The sequence below is a fragment of the Aeromicrobium changchenzhani genome, from assembly GCF_057586615.1.
The window spans coordinates 2,142,569-2,160,619 of the sequence record NZ_CM172480.1 but is presented as its reverse complement, the minus strand read 5'-3'; the positions used below and the strand labels follow the sequence as shown (position 1 = coordinate 2,160,619).

At 61.8% G+C, this 18,051-nt stretch carries 17 protein-coding genes; 13 read left to right on the top strand and 4 right to left on the bottom strand.

Annotated features, from left to right (window positions below; all coding sequences use genetic code 11):
* The first annotated feature begins 52 nt into the window (after window positions 1–52).
* Window positions 53–559 carry a hypothetical protein gene (locus AC2YB9_RS10965; protein ID WP_487265381.1) on the top strand — a complete coding sequence of 169 codons (507 nt, stop codon included), beginning with the start codon at window positions 53–55 and terminating at the stop codon, window positions 557–559.
* 360 nt (window positions 560–919) lie between these two features.
* On the opposite strand, the gene AC2YB9_RS10960 is transcribed toward AC2YB9_RS10965, so the two are convergent.
* Window positions 920–2,218: an MFS transporter gene (locus tag AC2YB9_RS10960; RefSeq protein ID WP_487265380.1), complete on the bottom strand. Its 1,299-nt coding sequence runs from the start codon at window positions 2,216–2,218 to the stop codon at window positions 920–922.
* Window positions 2,219–2,422: 204 nt separating this feature from the next.
* Here AC2YB9_RS10960 and rpsA point away from each other — a divergent pair, with 204 nt between their 5' ends.
* Window positions 2,423–3,886, top strand: a complete 1,464-nt coding sequence (gene rpsA, locus AC2YB9_RS10955; RefSeq protein ID WP_487265379.1) for a 30S ribosomal protein S1 — start codon at window positions 2,423–2,425, stop codon at window positions 3,884–3,886.
* Between the two features lie 75 nt (window positions 3,887–3,961).
* Here rpsA and AC2YB9_RS10950 read toward each other — a convergent pair whose 3' ends face one another.
* The gene (locus AC2YB9_RS10950; protein ID WP_487265378.1) at window positions 3,962–4,099 is read right to left on the bottom strand and encodes a hypothetical protein; all 138 of its coding nucleotides are present in this window, start codon (window positions 4,097–4,099) and stop codon (window positions 3,962–3,964) included.
* 93 nt (window positions 4,100–4,192) lie between these two features.
* On the opposite strand from AC2YB9_RS10950, the gene AC2YB9_RS10945 reads away from it, so the two are divergent.
* Entirely contained in the window at window positions 4,193–5,158 is a 966-nt protein-coding gene (locus tag AC2YB9_RS10945; RefSeq protein ID WP_487265377.1) for a GlxA family transcriptional regulator, read from the top strand.
* Here the strand turns inward: AC2YB9_RS10945 and AC2YB9_RS10940 are convergent.
* The gene (locus AC2YB9_RS10940) at window positions 5,155–6,459 is read right to left on the bottom strand and encodes a class I adenylate-forming enzyme family protein (protein ID WP_487265376.1); all 1,305 of its coding nucleotides are present in this window, start codon (window positions 6,457–6,459) and stop codon (window positions 5,155–5,157) included. The two genes, AC2YB9_RS10945 and AC2YB9_RS10940, sit on opposite strands and share 4 nt — an antisense overlap.
* 158 nt (window positions 6,460–6,617) lie before the next feature.
* Here AC2YB9_RS10940 and AC2YB9_RS10935 point away from each other — a divergent pair, with 158 nt between their 5' ends.
* Together AC2YB9_RS10935 and coaE are read left to right on the top strand one after the other, a co-directional pair.
* Complete coding sequence (locus AC2YB9_RS10935) at window positions 6,618–7,481, top strand: VldE C-terminal domain-containing protein (RefSeq protein ID WP_487265375.1); 864 nt, start codon at window positions 6,618–6,620, stop codon at window positions 7,479–7,481.
* 38 nt (window positions 7,482–7,519) lie between these two features.
* The gene (gene coaE / locus AC2YB9_RS10930) at window positions 7,520–8,116 is read left to right on the top strand and encodes a dephospho-CoA kinase (protein ID WP_487265374.1); all 597 of its coding nucleotides are present in this window, start codon (window positions 7,520–7,522) and stop codon (window positions 8,114–8,116) included.
* On the opposite strand, the gene AC2YB9_RS10925 is transcribed toward coaE, so the two are convergent.
* Window positions 8,105–9,046 carry a sigma-70 family RNA polymerase sigma factor gene (locus AC2YB9_RS10925; protein WP_487265373.1) on the bottom strand — a complete coding sequence of 314 codons (942 nt, stop codon included), beginning with the start codon at window positions 9,044–9,046 and terminating at the stop codon, window positions 8,105–8,107. The two genes, coaE and AC2YB9_RS10925, sit on opposite strands and share 12 nt — an antisense overlap.
* 192 nt (window positions 9,047–9,238) lie before the next feature.
* Between AC2YB9_RS10925 and AC2YB9_RS10920 the strand changes: the two genes are divergently transcribed.
* The 8 genes from AC2YB9_RS10920 to AC2YB9_RS10885 all read left to right on the top strand — a co-directional run bounded on the left by AC2YB9_RS10920 (window position 9,239) and on the right by AC2YB9_RS10885 (window position 18,048).
* A complete protein-coding gene (locus AC2YB9_RS10920) occupies window positions 9,239–9,910 on the top strand; it encodes a flavin monoamine oxidase family protein (protein WP_487265372.1) in 672 nt (223 codons plus the stop codon).
* Between the two features lie 131 nt (window positions 9,911–10,041).
* Window positions 10,042–11,328, top strand: coding sequence for an IS256 family transposase (locus AC2YB9_RS10915; RefSeq protein ID WP_487265371.1), 1,287 nt, complete (start codon window positions 10,042–10,044; stop codon window positions 11,326–11,328).
* Window positions 11,329–11,347: 19 nt separating this feature from the next.
* On the top strand, window positions 11,348–12,178 hold the full coding sequence (locus AC2YB9_RS10910; RefSeq protein ID WP_487265370.1) for a flavin monoamine oxidase family protein: 831 nt from the start codon (window positions 11,348–11,350) through the stop codon (window positions 12,176–12,178).
* A gap of 37 nt (window positions 12,179–12,215) precedes the next feature.
* Window positions 12,216–13,694: an outer membrane protein assembly factor BamB family protein gene (locus tag AC2YB9_RS10905; RefSeq protein WP_487265369.1), complete on the top strand. Its 1,479-nt coding sequence runs from the start codon at window positions 12,216–12,218 to the stop codon at window positions 13,692–13,694.
* A gap of 57 nt (window positions 13,695–13,751) precedes the next feature.
* On the top strand, window positions 13,752–15,752 hold the full coding sequence (thrS, locus tag AC2YB9_RS10900; RefSeq protein ID WP_487265368.1) for a threonine--tRNA ligase: 2,001 nt from the start codon (window positions 13,752–13,754) through the stop codon (window positions 15,750–15,752).
* Entirely contained in the window at window positions 15,749–16,324 is a 576-nt protein-coding gene (locus AC2YB9_RS10895; protein WP_487265367.1) for an HIT family protein, read from the top strand. Before thrS ends, AC2YB9_RS10895 begins: the two co-directional genes overlap by 4 nt.
* A 2-nt stretch (window positions 16,325–16,326) precedes the next feature.
* Entirely contained in the window at window positions 16,327–16,941 is a 615-nt protein-coding gene (gene pgsA / locus AC2YB9_RS10890) for a phosphatidylinositol phosphate synthase (RefSeq protein ID WP_487265366.1), read from the top strand.
* Window positions 16,942–17,037: 96 nt separating this feature from the next.
* Window positions 17,038–18,048 (top strand): AurF N-oxygenase family protein, encoded by a 1,011-nt coding sequence (locus AC2YB9_RS10885; RefSeq protein ID WP_487265365.1) that lies wholly within the window; start codon window positions 17,038–17,040, stop codon window positions 18,046–18,048.
* Window positions 18,049–18,051 lie beyond the last annotated feature (3 nt).

Genomic DNA, 18,051 nt, shown 5'->3' with positions numbered 1-18,051 from the left:
AGTTGATGTCGGCGTTCAACAGTTCTGGCACGCTGCTCACATGCTTTCGGTGATGCCTTTTCTGGACCGAGGCACCCGCACGTTCTGGCGCATCAAGGGCCACCCGGTCGAGCTCACCGGGGACGAGTGCTGGCTGTCTGCCCCTATGCACGACGACCAGAAGATTGGGGATGCATGGTTGCAAGCCGCCGCATCCGCATACGGCGGCGCCGTGCACGAACAGGTGGAAGGCGCCGGTCTGCTGCCGGACATGGCGCAGCTGGACGGGCCCGATTTCAGCGCTGCTGATCTGCGACCGGAGATCCGTGACTTCTACGAGCACACCTCCCAATGGCGGATGGAGGTATGGACCCAATGGAATCCACTCTTCCAGCCCGGCGGCGAACTCATCTCCCGATATTTCGGCCGTCGTGTGCAGCAACTCGCCGTGCCAACCCACCCGCTGGACGTCGCGCTCGGCATGGACAGCAGAGTGGCAACGATCGTTGACGGCGACGGCATCCAACGGGCGGCAGGCTGGATCCGCACGTTGCGGTCGACGGGGGGAGTTCGTCTATAGCGGGTGTTACTCGACCAGAACGCTGCCCGGGACCGATCAGCCCAGTATCCATGTCGCCTTCCCACTCGAAGCAGGTAACGTCCAGGTTTTTCTACGGCCCAAGGTACTGCCTGGCGGAGCACTGGAGCTGAGTTCCCCGGCGGGGTCTTTTGGCCAAGACGGCGCCTACGTTGTCGTCCAGAGTCAGGGACGGACCCACGCCGCGCGAGCGCCCATCCACGAAACGTTCCATCTCTATGTCGATGCTGAGGGGGTCCTGCGCACAGATCACACACTGCGTCTGTGGCCCGCGACCGCGGTCCGCCTGCACTATAAATTGATGCCGGCTCCCGCATAGCGTAGTTGTTGAGTACGCCCTGGTCAGCCGCGGCGACTCACCTCGGGCAACGTGCGGGCCACGACGACTCCCAGCAGCCCGAGTGCGGCGAGGAAGATGAGGGCGGCATCGAGGCCGAGGGTGGCCAAGGCACTGCTGATCGCGCCGGTAGCGAGAAGGATGACCCCCATCGCGGTGTTGCTGACCGCCACATAGTCGGTACGCGTATCGCCCTCGGCCATGTCGACGACGTAGGTCTTACGCGCCACCCGAACGCTCAGATGGGTCAGTGCGAGGACAAAATAGGTCACCGGAAACAACCAGCTTGAGCTAGCCAGCTCGTCGACCCGGGCGCCAGCGACCAAGGCAAGGACGACCACCGAAGAGATGCCTGAGCTCCAGATCATGACTTTGCGGCTTGACCGGTCCGCAAGCCGCCCGGAGATGCGGCCGCCCAAGATCCCGGCGAGGCCCGAGGCGATGAGAAAAGGGCCTAGATCATTCAGGCCGCCGGCGCCATTCCTGGACGCCATGATCACGATGAACGGTGGGCTAAGGGCTGAGACGAGCAGTAATGCCCGGACCATAACGAACCGCCTGAACGCCCGGTCAGCACGCAGCAACTGCCACGACCGTTCGATCCAGTTGTCCGCGTCATCCTTGACCGAGGTGTCGCCAGCAGGCTCTCGTATGAGGGTGAACACGATGAGCGCCAGGATCCATACGAACGCCGACGCTGCCAGCAGGCCGGCCAGTACGCCGGCGTTGGTGTCGGTTCCACCAAGCAGCCGAATGCCCAGACCGACGGTGACCGCGGCGATCCCGGACACCAGTGCCGAGATCCCGTTGATCTGACCGCGCTGCCCCTTCGGGATGGTTCGGCCGAGCACATCCTTGGACGAGATCGAGGACATCGCCCGCCCGAGGGAGAACACCGCCAGTTCGATCAAAATCGTGACGCCTGCGGTCACCTCTGTTGCGACCGCCGCAGTGAAGGCCATCAGCGCGACCGCCACGGCCTGGACCGCGCCGCCGGCGACCCAGATCCACTTGCGCTGCGCAACGCTGTGAACCCACGGCAGCATGGCCGCTTGCGGCAGCATCGATCCCGACTCGCGGATCGGCAACAGCAGCCCGATCGTCCAGGCGGGCGCGCCAATCGAGGTCAGCAACCAAGGCAGCACGGTGGAGGCATTGACGATCTGATCGCCGGTGTTCTGCAATGAGTTGGCGGCCACCAGACGAAGCGCATTGCCGGGAAGGTTGGTACGAGCCGGCTCGGGGAGTTCTTCGGTCATCGCGGCGTCGGTCTTGAACAATTTTTTATACACCGGCGAACTCATGGAGTTGATCCTAATTCAGAGGGACCCGAATTCAGGCGTTCTGCGGCCTTCGCGTAGTCTGGAGCGCGCGTTGTGGCCTGCACGACCTCAGACCGAGCAGGCTTGTGCTCGTGGCCGTGTCGGACTAATTTTCTCGGCATTCACGATCCAATGGCTACCGGCGTGTCCGTACGATTCCATCCATCCATTTGAGGCAATCCCTATATGACAATCGCAACCCCATCTGCGATACCGCAGGTTGCGGTCAACGACATCGGCAGTGAAGCAGACTTCCTCGCCGCTATCGACAAGACCATTAAATACTTTAATGACGGCGACATCGTCGAAGGCACCATCGTCAAGGTCGACCGGGACGAAGTCCTGCTCGACATCGGTTATAAGACCGAGGGCGTTATCCCTTCCCGTGAGCTGTCCATCAAGCATGATGTCGACCCGAGCGACGTTGTCGCCGTCGGCGATGTCGTCGAAGCACTTGTCCTCCAGAAGGAAGACAAAGAAGGCCGACTCATCCTGTCCAAGAAGCGTGCTCAGTACGAACGCGCCTGGGGCGACATCGAAAAGATCAAGGCCGAAGACGGCGTTGTCGAGGGAACTGTCATCGAGGTCGTCAAGGGCGGCCTGATCATGGACATCGGTCTGCGCGGCTTCCTGCCCGCATCGCTGGTCGAAATGCGTCGCGTGCGCGATCTCGACCCGTACATCGGTCAGAAGATCGAAGCCAAAATCATTGAGCTCGACAAGAACCGCAACAATGTGGTCCTGTCGCGCCGTGCCTGGCTCGAGCAGACTCAGTCGGCAGTTCGCCAGAACTTCCTCACCGAGTTGCAGAAGGGTCAGGTCCGCAAGGGCGTCATCTCCTCGATCGTCAACTTCGGTGCGTTCGTGGATCTCGGCGGCGTCGACGGACTCGTCCACGTGTCCGAGTTGTCCTGGAAGCACATCGACCACCCGAACGAAGTCGTTCAGGTTGGCGACGAAGTCACCGTCGAGGTTCTCGACGTCGACATGGAGCGCGAGCGCGTGTCGCTGTCGCTCAAGGCGACGCAGGAAGATCCTTGGCAGCACTTCGCTCGTACGCACCAGATCGGGCAGATCGTCCCGGGCAAGGTCACCAAGCTTGTTCCCTTCGGCGCGTTCGTTCGTGTTGAAGAGGGCATCGAGGGCCTCGTACACATCTCCGAGTTGGCCGAGCGCCACGTGGAGATCCCCGAGCAGGTCGTCCAGATCGGCGACAGCGTCATGGTCAAGATCATCGATATCGATCTGGAACGTCGCCGCATCTCGCTCTCGCTCAAGCAGGCCAACATCACCGAGGCGGCCGTGGGTGACGATTTCGATCCGACGCTCTACGGCATGACGTCCTCGTACGACGCCGAAGGCAACTACGTCTACCCCGACGGTTTCGATCCCGAGACCGGCGAATGGCAGGAAGGCTTCGACGCCGCCCGCGCCACGTGGGAGAAGCAGTACGCCGAAGCGCTTGAGCGTTGGGAAGCCCACAAGAAGCAGATCGTGGAAGCCGACAAGGCAAACGCCGAAGCGAGTGAGAGCACCAACTACTCCTCCGGCAGCACGGACGAAAGCACTGAAGATGCTCCAGTCGAGGGCTCGCTTGCCTCCGACGAAGCGCTTCAGGCACTGCGTGAGAAGTTGACCGGCGGCGAATAATCTCGCAGCCGCACGACATGACCCCCGGCCCTTTGGGCCGGGGGTCATCTTATTGTCGGGGACTTGGAGGCTGCGCTACACATGCGAATTGGGGGGAAATGAATCCGGATGACTGCGCGGTGCTGGGCGGTGTCCGTAACCGTCGTGGCTGATTGTCGCGGCAAGGGCGATGAGTGAGGTGATCGCTAGGATCGCGAGGATTAGAATGATCATGGCAGTAACTCTATTGACTATGATTTACTGCCACCATAGGCAGGAAAGACATAGTACATTGAGTTTCTGCCACATTCGTGCGACGGTGGTTTCATGACCAAGATCGCGGTGATTGTGCAAGACGGTGTCGAAGCATTCGGGTTCGGCGTTCTGGCCGAGGTGTGGAATGAGAGCTATCACCCCGAGGATGACAATCTGGTGTTCGATTTTGTCGTCTGCACGCCTCGGCCCGGCCGGGTCAAGGGCCAGGCCGTCGACATTTTCGTTGACCATGGGCTTAACGCAGCCGATGATGCCGACATCGTGGCGGTCACGGCGCGTTCGCCGTGGACGTCGCCGTCGCCAGAGGTCGCCGAGAAACTTCGCGAATTGAGTGGACGAGGTGTGCAGATCGTGGCGTCCTGCTCAGCCGCCTTTATCCTCGGTGAGGCCGGTTTGCTGGACGGCCGTGAATGTACGACGCATTGGCGCTATGCGAAGCAACTCCAGGCCACCTATCCACTCGCCAAGGTCAACGCCGATGTGTTGTATGTCGATGACGGCAATATTTTGACCGGCGCGGGCTCGGCCGGCGGCATCGATGCCAGCCTCCACCTTATGCGCCGGCTCTTCGGCGCTCGGACTGCCGCCGCAGCGGCCCGCCGCATCGTCGTCCCACCGCATCGCGATGGCGGACAGCAGCAATACATCCGCACGCCGCTCGGCCAGACCGAGGCCGACACGCTTGCGCCGCTGTTGCAGTGGGCGAGTCAACGTCTCGACGAGCAACTCTCGGTCGAACGGCTGGCCGCCGAAGCACACATGTCGCCGCGGACATTCGCGCGTCGCTTCCGCGACGAGACGGGCACGACCCCGTTGCAATGGCTCACGACGCAGCGACTCGCACTGGCCGAGGAACTCCTTGAGAACTCGACTCTGCCGGTCGAACAGATCGCCGGCCGCGTCGGTTTCGGCAATGCCGCTGCCTTTCGGCACCACTTCGCGGCGACCCGGGGCACGTCGCCACAGGCCTATCGCAAGACATTCTCCTGCTGCCAGGTGGATCAGCAGGCGGTCTAACCCAATTCGGTGCGACGGATCTTGCCGGTCGCTGTGCGCGGCAGCGCATCCATACGAACGTATTCTTTGGGCCGTTTGGGCGGCGCCAGCCGTTCGTTCGCGAGTGCTTCGAGAACGGCTGGATCAACGTCACCGACGTATGCGGCGCAGACCCGTTGCCCCCAGGTGTCGTCCGCGCGGGCAAACACCGCCAGATCGATCAGCCCCTCGACGGTCTCGAGAGCGGCCTCGACCTCGGCGGGATAGACATTGACCCCGCCGGAAATGATCAAGTCTTCACGGCGCGAGTTGAGATAGACGTAGCCATCCTCGATCCGGCCGAGATCGCCAACTGTGAACGAATTGCCGCGCCATGCTTTCGCAGTCTTATCGGGATCACGCCAATAGGTGAACCGGGCATGATCGGGAACCTCGCACCACAGGAGGCCCTCATCGTCGGCTGTCATGCTGCGGCCTGGTCGAGACCGGCCCAGCGAGCCGCGATGGCGCTGCCAGTCAGGGGCCGAGCAGGCGGTGAATTGTCCCTCGGTTGAGCCGTAGAACTCCCAGACGACATCGGTACCGAACAGATGGTGCGCGCGAAGCCGAATTGGCTCAGGGCAAGGCGCGCCGGCATGGGCCACCAGCCGGAACGAATCGGTCGTCAACTCGCGGCCACTCTGGTCGAGGTACGCGAACAACCGTTGTAGGTGCGCCGGCACGCAAAACATCGTTGTCGGGTGCACTGCAGCCACGGCGTCGACAAAGTCAGCTGCATCGAAGTGGTCCATCACCGCGACTGAGCCGCCAGCCAGCAACGTCCCCATCGCAAAGCGCAGCGGCGCCGAATGATAGATCGGGGACACCACGAGGTTGACGTCGTCGGCGCGGAAGGCCCAGAGACTTTGTTCCTCCTGCACCAGCGCTTTGGCGTCGTTGGGGGAGAGGAGACCGGACCAGACGCCCTTGGGACGCCCTGTGGTGCCCGAAGTCAGATGCATCGGACGGGCCAAAGGATAGGTCGCCAGCGGCGCTTCAGGTCCATCAAACAACGCTTCGAGACGTGCCTGGTCTTCGATGAGGAGGCTTGGCTCAAGGTCGTCGATGATGCGGCCGCGTTCGTACGGGGTGAGTCGTGGATCCAAGGGGACCGGAATGATCCCGCTTCGTAGCGCGCCGAGAACGACGCTGAGATAACTGCTCGAGCCAACCAGTGAGAGCGCGACGCGATCACCGGGCACAAGACCGAGATGAGCAAACGAGCCAGCAACATGAGCCTGCTCAACCGCACTGCGCGCGGCGGTCAAGACAATCGGGGTCATAAGAGAGACTGTCTCAAGGCGTGAGAGGTATGTCACGTTCTACGCCTGATTTTGCGCATATCTTCGTTTTGAGACTGAAAATGAGCGCCAACTGTGCTTGAGTTGGGAGTTGTCTCCGGACAACTACCCCCTGTCGTCAATCCCGTAGGTGATTAAGCGTGGCCTCAGCCCGCCATAAGCACACCCTTGAACGAAGCCCCGTTCGGCGCGTTCTGCGCGTATCAGTGCCCGCGTTCGCGGTCCTGGCATTGGTTGCCGGATCCATGGTCGTGGCATTTGGTGGCTCCTCGTCCGCGCCAGCCACAGCGTCAACAAACGCCAGCGCGAATTTGAACGATTTTGCCAACCGGGTCAGCCGAAGCCAACCACGGCTGCCGCTCGTGACCGTTCCGACGGCAGCGGCGCCGAAGAAAAAGGCGCCGAAGGTGGAGGCACCGAAGGTCACAGCGAAGAAATTTGTCGTCGTTGCGCTCGATGTCCGTACCAAGCCGGTGGAAGACGCCAAGGTTCGCGGCGAGGTCAAAGCTGGCTCGAAAGTGGGCGTGACGGGCAAGACGAAGGATGGCTTCTCAGAAATCGCCTTTGAAGATGCCGCTGGTTGGGTTAAAACCCAGTGGCTCAGCGATGATGAGCCGACCGGCGGCGCACCATGCGCTTCGGGTTCGGCCATGGAGTCCGGCCTGCAACCGGACACGATTCGTGTGCACCGTGCCGTATGCGCGAAGTTCCCGCAGATCAGTCGTTACCTCGGTCGCGGCGGTGGCGGCGAGCACGCCTCAGGCCGTGCCGTCGACATCATGACGACCGACCGGGGCACCGGTGACGCCATCGCCGCCTACGCCCAAGCGCATTCGCGTGAGCTCGGTGTCAGCCAGGTCATCTGGCAGCAGCGCATCTGGACCGTACAACGTGCCGGTGACGGCTGGCGCCCCATGTCGAACCGCGGCTCGGCGACGGCCAATCACATGAACCATGTCCACGTGACCACCGACGGCAATCGGGGCACCACGTCCGTAGGCTGATCGGCCTTTGCTGACGCAGGCTCGATAGGGTGCATCCCATGTTGCGAGTGGGTCTCACCGGTGGAATCGGATCGGGCAAAAGTGCTGTTAGCGAACTCCTGGCTCAATACGGTGCCGTGGTCATCGACTACGACCTGCTGGCCCGCGAGGTGGTCGAGCCAGGCCGTCCGGCGTTGGCCGCGATCGCCCAGCGCTTCGGGGCTGACCTGATCACTGCCGATGGCACCTTGAACCGCCCGGGCCTTGGCGCAATTGTGTTCAACGACCCCGAATCATTGCGCACGCTTGAATCGATCACGCACCCGGCGATCCGTGCGTTGGCGATCGAACGCGAAGCCGCCGTCGCTCCGGACGCGATCGTGGTCCACGACAATGCTCTGCTGATCGAGATGGGCCATCACCCGTCGATGGACGCGGTTGTTGTCGTCGATGTTCCGCAAGACGTTCAGATTGAGCGACTTATCGCTAACCGGGGGATGAGCGCGGCCGAAGCACGGACGCGGATCGGCAATCAAACCAGCAGAGAAAGTAGAACCGGTGTTGCCGATTTTATAATCGACAACACCGGTTCACTTGACGAGCTGTCCCACAACGTCGGGGGTCTGTGGGAGAGTCTCGTCGGCTTAGGCGGCTAGATCCGGATCTGCGATCTGCCGTAGTTTGTTGAGCGCTTCGCGTTCGAGCTGGCGAACCCGCTCGGCCGAGATGCCGTGCCGCTTGCCGATATCGGCAAGCTTGTGTTGGCGACCATCAAGCAGCCCGTAGCGGGCACGGATGATGTCGGCCTCGCGCTCACCGAGATGATCGATCAGGCCACCGAGCCGGCTTCGTGCTTCGACGTCCAGGAAGTCGAAGTCGGGGCCCGGCTGCGTGTCCTTCGCGATTAGATCGCCGAGCGAGGTGTCGCCATCGTCGTCAATCGGGGTGTCAAGGCTGACGTGGTCACGGCCCCACGCGAGTAGGTCGATGACGCGCTCGACATTCATACCGAGCTCAATGGCGACTTCTTGCGGATCGGGGTCGTAGCCGAGGACACGCTCAAGGTTGCGACGTGCGCCGGTGACCTGGTTGAGTTCCTCGACGACATGCACGGGAAGGCGTACGACACGGGCCTGTTGGGCGATGCCACGGGTGATCGACTGGCGAACCCACCACGTTGCGTACGTCGAGAATTTGAAGCCTTTGACGTAATCGAATTTTTCGACCGCGCGGATCAGGCCGGTGTTGCCTTCCTGAATCAGGTCGAGCATGGGCATTTGCGCCCGGCCGTACTTGCGGGCGATAGAGACGACAAGGCGAAGGTTGGCTTGAATGAACTCTTGAAGGGCGCGTTCGCCTTCTTCGGCGAGCCACGTCAACTCTTCTTCGTTCGCGCTCTTGGGGGCGCCACCCTTGCGACGACCGATGCGACCTTCGTCGAGGAGATGCCGGGCGAAGAGTCCTACCTCGATCGACGTGCTCAACTCGACCTCACGCTCCGCATCAAGCAGTGGCGTGCGGGCGATCTCGGCGAGGTACATGCCGACGCTGTCCTTGCCCTCTGTGACCTTGATCCTGGTTGCCATGTGTCACCCATTTCCTGGTTGCTCTTTGGGTTGATCTTGTACTATGCACAACGCTCAAGCCTTGGTGGAGATTCCACTCTCAGTAATTTCTTATCAACCGTGGTCACCGGGCCTGCGCCATTCGCTCGGGCACAATCTGAATTAACGATGGCGATTCCGTGTCATTTTGCTTTGCTGCTCGTTTATTGGTCTGTGAATGACCGACGAATCAGCCGACGAGGACTTCTGGGCACTGCCGCGGCAGGAGGCGCCGCGATTGCCGTCAACGGATTGGCCATCGCGCCGGCAGCAGGGGCAGCCACCTTGCCCAAAAACGTCGATGTTGTCGTGGTGGGGGCCGGAATCTCGGGTCTGGTCGCGGCGCGGAATATCGCCGCCAAAGGCAAGTCAGTCCTCGTGCTCGAAGCACGCGATCGAGTCGGCGGGCGGGTTCTGAACACAACGGTCAAGGGCGGATCGATCATCGAGGCAGGCGGCGCGTTCGTCGGACCAACCCAGGACCGCATCCTTGCTCTGGCCAAGGAGCTCCGTGTTGACACCTTCAAGGAATATGTCGAAGGCAAGAACGTCTACGTGTCAAAGCTCACCGGAGCGATGACATACACGGGCACGGTTCCGCCCGATCCGCTTTCACTGGCGGACGCAGCGTTGCTGCAACTGCGCATTGACGAAATGTCCAAGCACGTTCCCGTTGACGCGCCGTGGACAGCAAAACAAGCCGGAACCTGGGACGGCATGACCGTCGAAACGTGGGTCAAACAGAACACGCTGTCGCCCTCGGTGCGCAATCTGTTGCTGTCCTATTTCGAGCCCAGCTTTGGCCAAGATCCCAAAGGCATGTCGCTTCTGTTCTTTCTTTGGTGAGTAATGATCAGAACCTGTGGATGGCCCTCGGCCGGGTGACGTGAGCGAGCGCACCTTCCCGAGGATGATCTGCAAGACATCAGGTTCGGATCAGGACCGGCGTTGGTGCGCTGGTTCGGGAAGGTACGCCCATGCTCAAGGTAGTCCAGGAGAAGCAGGAGTCCAACGAGGTCGGTGTCGGCGGTGCGTCGGTGCTCGACGAGCTGGTCCGTGACGCGGCGCGGCAGATGCTCGCGGTCGCGTTGGCGGCCGAGGTCGCTGCCTACATCGAGGTCCACGTCGGCGAGGTCGACGAGTCTGGGCTGCGGTTGGTGGTCCGCAACGGGTTCCGCGACGAACGGGACGTGGTGACCGCGGCGGGCCCGGTCACGGTCAGGGCGCCGCGGGTCAACGACAAGCGCATCGACGAAGCCACCGGGCAGCGTCACCGGTTCGCTTCGGCGATCCTGCCGGCGTGGGCCAGGAAGTCCCCACGAGTGGCGGAGGTGTTGCCGCTGCTGTATCTACACGGCATGTCGACCAACGACTTCGCGCCGGCGTTGACGCAGTTCCTCGGCACCAGCCATGGCCTCTCACCGGCCACGATCACGAGGTTGACCAAGGACTGGCAGAACGAGGCTGCGGCGTTCAACCAGCGGTCCCTGGCCGAGACGGACTTCGTCTATGTGTGGGTTGACGGGATCCACCTCAAGGTCCGCCTCGAGCAGGACAAAGTGTGTCTGCTGGTGATGATCGGGGTCCGCGCTGATGGCACCAAGGAGCTCATTGCCCTCGATGACGGGCACCGCGAGTCCACCGAGTCGTGGGCCGACCTGCTCCGCTCGTGCAAGCGCCGCGGGATGGCTGCTCCGGTCCTCGCGGCTGGCGACGGGGCGCTCGGGTTCTGGGGCGCACTGCGCCAGGTGTTCCCCGCGACCCGCGAGCAGCGGTGCTGGTTCCACAAGATCGCCAACGTCCTCAACGCGCTCCCGAAATCGGCCCAACCCGACGCGAAAGCCGCGCTCGCCGAGATCTGGAACGCCGAAGACAAAGAGCACGCCGAGAAGGCCGCCGAGGCGTTCGCATCCACCTACGGCACCAAGTGGCCCAAGGCCGCAGCGAAGATCACCGGCGACCTCGACGTGCTCCTCGCGTTCTACGACTACCCCGCCGAACACTGGGTCCACCTCCGAACCACCAACCCGATCGAGTCGACCTTCGCGACCGTCCGACTACGTCAGCGAGTGACCAAAGGACCCGGCTCCCGAGCAGCGGGAATCGCGATGGCGTTCAAGCTCATCGAGTCCGCACAAACCCGGTGGCGGGCGGTGAACGCACCCCACCTCGTCGCCCTCGTCAGAGCCGGTGCGGTCTTCAAGAACGGGGTCCTGGTCGAACGACCTGACGACCAGGAAGGCGGTGGAAAGCAAGTGGCCTGAGAAACATCATCCACAGGTATTGACTATTACTCTTCTTTGGTTTCTGGCGACCGCTGGCAACGAGAATAATCCGGGCACGTTTGAACGGTCCTCGGGCACCGCGAATGCTGCCCAAGACTCACGTTTCGTCAATGGCTCGGGTCAGATCCCACTCCGATTGGCCAAGGCGTTGGGCAAGCGGATTGTGCTTAATGCGCCGGTTCGGAAGATCAAACAGACAGCCATGTATGCAGATGTGACCACTGATCGCGGCACCGTACGGGCCAAACGAGTCATCGTGGCCGTCCCTCCGCCGCTCGTGCTTGGCATCGACTGGGAGCCGTTCCTTCCGCCGAAGCGGCTCCAGCTGATGCAACACCTCCCGATGGGCACGTTGATGAAGTGCGATGCCGTCTATGACAAGCCATTCTGGCGCGCGAAAGGACTGTCCGGTTCAGGCGTTCTTGACAGCGGTGCGGTGCGTGTCTGCTTCGACAACAGCCCGGCCGATTCGAAAGTCGGCGTGTTGCTTGCCTTCGTCGGTGGCGCCACCTGGCGGCAGTACGGCGTGCTTCCGGTGGAAAAGCGTCGCAAAGCGATCCTCGAAGGCTTTGCCAAAGTCGTTGGTCCGGAGGCTCTGAAACCGATCGATTATGTTGAACACGACTGGACCCACGAACCGTGGACGATGGGCGGACCGATCGCCGCTGCGCAACCGGGTGCTATCACCGCCTTCGGCTCGACGATTCGCGAGCCGCACGGACTTGTCCACTGGGCTGGGACGGAGACGTCCACCTATTGGTCCGGCTTCATGGACGGCGCTGTTCGGGCCGGCGAGCGTGCAGCGGCCGAGGTCATCGGGACGCTCTGACGACTGCGAACGGCGTCATCCGATACCGTCGAAGACTATGAGGAAAATTATCGGGGGCCTCATCGTCCTGACCGTTGCCCTTTCGGGCTGCGGTGGCGGTGGCAATGGCGACAAGAAGAAGTCTGTGGATCCGCTCCAGCGTGATACGACCGTGGTGAAGGCGGCATGGACCGTGGATCTGGATCCCATCGGACAACCCGTCGTTGCTGGGAATACGGCCGTCGTGATCGCCAAAGACACCGGCAAACGACTCAAGATCGTCGGGGTCGACAGCACGAATGGCTCTATCGCGTGGTCCTATCCGGTCAGTCCCAACGAAGTTGTCGGCGGCATCGCTCTCATCCCGCAACTGACAAAGAATGCATCGGGCCAGCAGCGCGTGGTGTTTTACCGACCCAAGAAGAAGCCCGACGCCAGCAGTCAAGCCGGCCTCCGTACACCAATCGTCGCGGTCGACCCGGCAAGCGGCAAAGTCGTCGCGACGTCTCCCGTGATTGAGGCGGCCGACACTGTGAGCCCGTGTGAGGATGGCACCGACGCGTGTGTCAATGCCGCACGGGAGGGTGCCGCCAAATACTCCAACATCCGCTTCGACGTCGATACCGGCAAGCTGAGTGGCACGGCCGAGGGTCCTCCAGACAACGCCTACCAAATCGGCACACAAGGGCTGTTTTCGACCTTTGACGACCGGCAGAAAATGGGAGTCCGACGCGGCGGCAAGACACTCTGGACCGCATCTGTCGTCGATCGCTTCGGGCCGGACCGGACGACCAGCGGCGGATGGGCGTTTCTCTACGAGGCCGAACCCGATCGCTACACCGGATTGGTCGGCGCCACTCGCAAGAACCTCGTCAAGGGACAGGACTTCGTCTACGACTTGGCGAAGCAGGACCTCGTCTCGTTCGACGGCGCCACTGGACACCTGTTGTGGACGCAAAAATCCTCCGATCCTTGCTTCCAGCCGACCGATCTCGATGACGAATCGACGGTCGGTGTCATCGATCATCCCGTGCGATGCCCGGTCACCGGCACTCTGACCTTCACCGACCCCGATGTCGTGCCCAAGGGAGTCACGATGTCCGTCGAGGGGTATGACCCTGAGACGGGCAAGGCCACGTGGTCGCATGATCTGCCCGATGCGGCCGCCGCTGACTACCAAGCACGGAAACCGCGGGTCCTGATTCGCGGTGGCGCGAAGATCGTCGCGACGCTCGCTGCGGGACCTGCCTTGATCGACACCGCGACGGGCAAGGCGGTTAAAGCTACGGGACCCACCTTCGCGTGCCAGAGCAATGCCAAAGATTTCAAGTATGTCGTGGCGACCGATTACAGCGGTAGGAAAGATGCCACCCATCGCGGAACGGGACTTGTGAGCCCGTGTCCGGCCGATGCCGCGCCCGCGACCGGCGGCTTCACCGCTGCGGCTATCGAGGAATCCGGCCTGAAGGTCTCCGACTCGTCATACGTTCTCTCGACCCCACAAGGCCTCGTCGGCTATCAGCTCGGCGGACGATAGGATCGGGGGAGCCAGCACCGGCCATTCGTAGGGCCTGTCCAGATTGCAAGGAATTTTGTGTCCCAGCTCAGCATCACCGCCGTCCGCGCCGACAACCGCAGCGAAGTGCAGGTGGAGACGGGAACGAAGGCCTGGCAGTTGTTCGCCGACAATCCCAGTGTCATTGCAGCCCGGCTTGGTGACGAGCTCAAGGACCTCGCTTACGAGCTCGCCGACGGCGATGTTGTCGAAGCCATCGAGATGGACTCGAGCGATGGCCGCAACATCCTGCGCCACTCGACCGCGCACGTGATGGCCCAGGCCGTGCAGGAACTTTTCCCACAGGCCAAGCTCGGCATCGGCCCACCGATCACTGACGGTTTCTACTACGACTTCGACGTCGAGGTGCCGTTCGTGCCGGAGGATCTGGAGAAGATCGAGTCACGGATGCGCAAGCTCATCAAAGAAGGGCAGAAGTTCGATCGTCGGGACATCTCCGACGATGCGGCCCGTGAAGAGCTGGCCCATGAGCCCTACAAACTCGAACTGATCGGTCTCAAGTCCAAGTCAGCCAACGGCGACATGGAGAGTGCTGCCGAGGGCGCCAGCGTTGAGGTCGGCGACGGCGGCCTGACCATGTACGACAATCTCAAGCGCGATGGGTCGCTGGCGTGGACCGATCTGTGTCGGGGCCCGCACCTGCCGACCACCAAACGTATTCCGGCATTCAAACTCATGCGCAGCGCAGCGGCCTATTGGCGCGGCAACGAGCACAACAAGCAATTGCAACGAATCTACGGAACGGCTTGGGAAACCAAAGAAGCCTTGGATGACCATTTGCACCGTATCGAGGAGGCCGAGCGTCGCGATCACCGCAAGCTCGGCCGTGAGTTGGATCTATACAGTTTCCCCGATGAGATCGGCTCAGGTCTGCCGGTGTTCCACCCCAAGGGCGGCGTCATCAAGCGGGAGATGGAGGACTACGTCCGGCGCCGGCACATCGAAGAAGGCTTCGATTATGTCGGCACTCCGCACATTGCGAAGGAAGGGTTGTTCCACACCTCCGGTCACCTGCCGTATTACGGCGAGGGAATGTTCCCAGCACTTGACGTCGATGGCATGGATTATCGCCTCAAAGCGATGAACTGCCCGATGCACAATCTGATTTATCGCTCGCGGCAGCGTTCTTACCGTGAGTTGCCGCTGCGGCTGTTCGAGTTCGGCCACGTCTATCGTCATGAGAAGTCCGGCGTCGTGCACGGACTCACCCGCGTACGCGGTTTTGCCCAAGATGACTCGCACTCATACGTCACTCCGGAGCAGGCGCCGGCGGAGATCAAGCACCTGTTGAATTTCATGCTGAGCCTGTTGCGTGACTTCGGCCTCGACGACTTTTATCTTGAGCTATCGACACGCGACGCCTCGAAGGACAAGTTCATCGGCTCGGGCGAGGATTGGGCAATCGCGACCAAGGTGCTCGAGGATGTTTGTGTCGAGAGCGGCCTCGAATTGGTCCCCGATCCGGGCGGAGCGGCCTACTACGGACCCAAAGTTTCGGTGCAGGCGCGGGATGCGATCGGTCGCACCTGGCAGCTCGGCACAATCCAATACGACTTCAACCAGCCGGCACCAGATCGCTTCGCGCTGGAATATGTTGCCGCCGATGGTTCGCGTCAGCAGCCGGTCATGATCCATTCGGCCAAATTCGGCTCGATCGAGCGATTCATGGGGGTTTTGGTTGAGCATTACGCCGGCGCCTTCCCGCCGTGGCTCGCCCCCGTCCAAGCCATCGGCATCCCGGTTGCCGAGCGGCATACCGACTATCTGTATGAGATCGCGGCCAAACTCAAGGCCAAGGGCATCCGTTTCGAGATCGACGAGGCCGATGAGCGTATGCAGAAGAAAATCCGCAATGCGCAGGTGCAAAAGATCCCGTTCATGCTGATCGCGGGGGATAAGGACATCGAAGCCGGTGCCGTGTCGTTCCGTTATCGCAATGGCGATCAGGACAATGAAGTTCCGGTCGACGAAGCGGTCCAGCGCATCGTTGACGCGGTCGCTTCGCGGGTGCAGGTGTGAGTCACGACGCTGAAGGCACGGGCCCGGAAAGCGCCAGCGCGGCATCGCAGGCCGGCGTCGGTGAGCCCGATGCCTTCGACCGGCTGTGGACCCCACACCGCATCGCCTACATCAGGGGCGAAAACAAGCCCGAGAATGGCGCGGAGTCAGAGTGCCCGTTCTGTCAGATCCCGACGATGAATGATGCCGACGGGCTGATCGTTCATCGCGGCGAGTCGGCCTTCGTGGTGCTTAATCTGTATCCATACAACGCCGGGCATGTGCTCGTCTGCCCGTATCGCCACGTCGCTGACTACACCGACTTGACGCTCGCGGAGACCGCCGAGATCGCCGATCTGACCAAGCAATCGATGCGGGTTCTGCGCGCGGTCAGCAACCCGCACGGATTCAACCTCGGCATCAATCAGGGCCGGGTTGCCGGCGCCGGCATACAGGCCCATCTACATCAACATATCGTTCCACGCTGGGGTGGGGATGCGAATTTCCTGCCCGTGATTGGCCGTACGAAGACCATCCCCCAACTGCTGGGCGAGACCCGCGAAATGCTCGCGGCCGCTTGGTCACAGGAGTAATCATGCTTGAACGTTTCCGCCAGTTCTGGACCAAGGTATTGGCCCCGGTCGGTGACCTGTTCCTCCGGATGGGCATCAAGCCTGACTGGGTGACGATCACCGGGACGCTCGGTGTGAGCGTCGGTGCGCTGTGGTTCTTCCCGCGCGGGCAGTTCCTTGTCGGTGTCCTGGTGATCACCGCCTTTGTGTTCTCGGACCTCATTGACGGCTACATGGCGCGCTCGTCTGGGCAGTCGTCTAAATGGGGCGCCTTCTTGGACTCGACCCTCGATCGTGTGGCCGATGCGGCGATCTTCGCTGGCCTCGTGCTCTACTACGCGACGCCAAAACATCACGACACCATGTACCTGTCGCTGAGCCTCGCCTGCCTCGGATTGGGCATGCTCACCTCCTACATCCGGGCACGTGCCGAATCGCTCGGTATGCAGGCCAAGGGAGGCATCGCCGAACGTGCTGATCGAGTTGTCGCGATCTTGGTCATGACTGGGTTGTCGGGGCTGTTCGATCTCCCGATCCTGCGTGAAATCACGCTGTGGGGGCTGGCGCTTGCGGGCATCATCACGGTCTTCCAGCGGATGGCGATGGTGCACAAGCAAGCCGTCGCAGTGCGCGAATAACTATCTGACAGAGTTTATGTAACATCACACTTGACACATACCTTCGGTATGGCCCACGATGAAGTCGTAGCCAATGCAGATCGAGGAGATATGACGATGTCGCAGACACTCCAAACCCCGCCGGAGATTCCCACTGGGATCACGACCGAGGACTATGCAGCCGTGCTGAAGTCACTTTCCGAAGCTTCGGTAGCGCGGCACTTCGATGCCTTCGCTGATATCGACTGGGATTCGCCGGACTTCACTGTCCGCCCCGATGATGCGCGCTGGGTGCTGCCAGCCGCGATGGATCCATTGGGGGCACACGCTTGGTATCAGTCGCAGTCTTTGGCCCGGCAGATCGAGATAGGCCAGTGGCGCCAAGCCAATATCCTGAAAGTTGGCTTGCAGTTCGAGAACATTCTTATCCGCGGCATCATGCAATATGTATTCACGCTGCCCAACGGATCGCCGGAATATCGCTATCTGACGCACGAAGCGACCGAGGAATGTCACCACACGCAAATGTTCCAGGAGACGGTCAACCGTATCGACGTTGACGTGCCTGGCATGCCATGGATTCTGCGACGCGTCGCCGGTGTCCTCCCGTGGGCGGCATCAGCCGTGCCGGTCGTCTTCTTCATGGGCGTGCTCGCCGGCGAAGAGCCGATTGACCATACGCAGAAGGGGCTACTGCGAGCCGGCGGCGACATCCCGCCGATCCTGGCCCGCATCATGGAGATTCACGTCGCCGAAGAAGCACGCCACATCTCATTTGCGCATCAATACCTGCGCCGCGCAGTGCCGCAGCTGGGCCGCGTCGACCAATTCGTCGTCTCACTCGTGTTCCCGATCGTCATGCGCGCGCTCTGCGACGCCATCATGGTGCCGCCAAAAGAGTTTCACAAGGAGTTCGACATCCCGCGCAAGGTCATGAAGGACCTCTACTGGCGCACGCCCGAATCGCGTAACCGTCTGCGTGACATGTTCGGTGATGTGCGGATGCTGGCTGAGCAGACCGGGCTTATGAACCCCGTCGCGCGTCGGGTCTGGAAGCTGTGCAAAATCGGCGGCCGGCCTTCGCGCTATCGCAGCGAGCCGCCGGTCGTGTTCAAGACTGCTGCCTGAGTC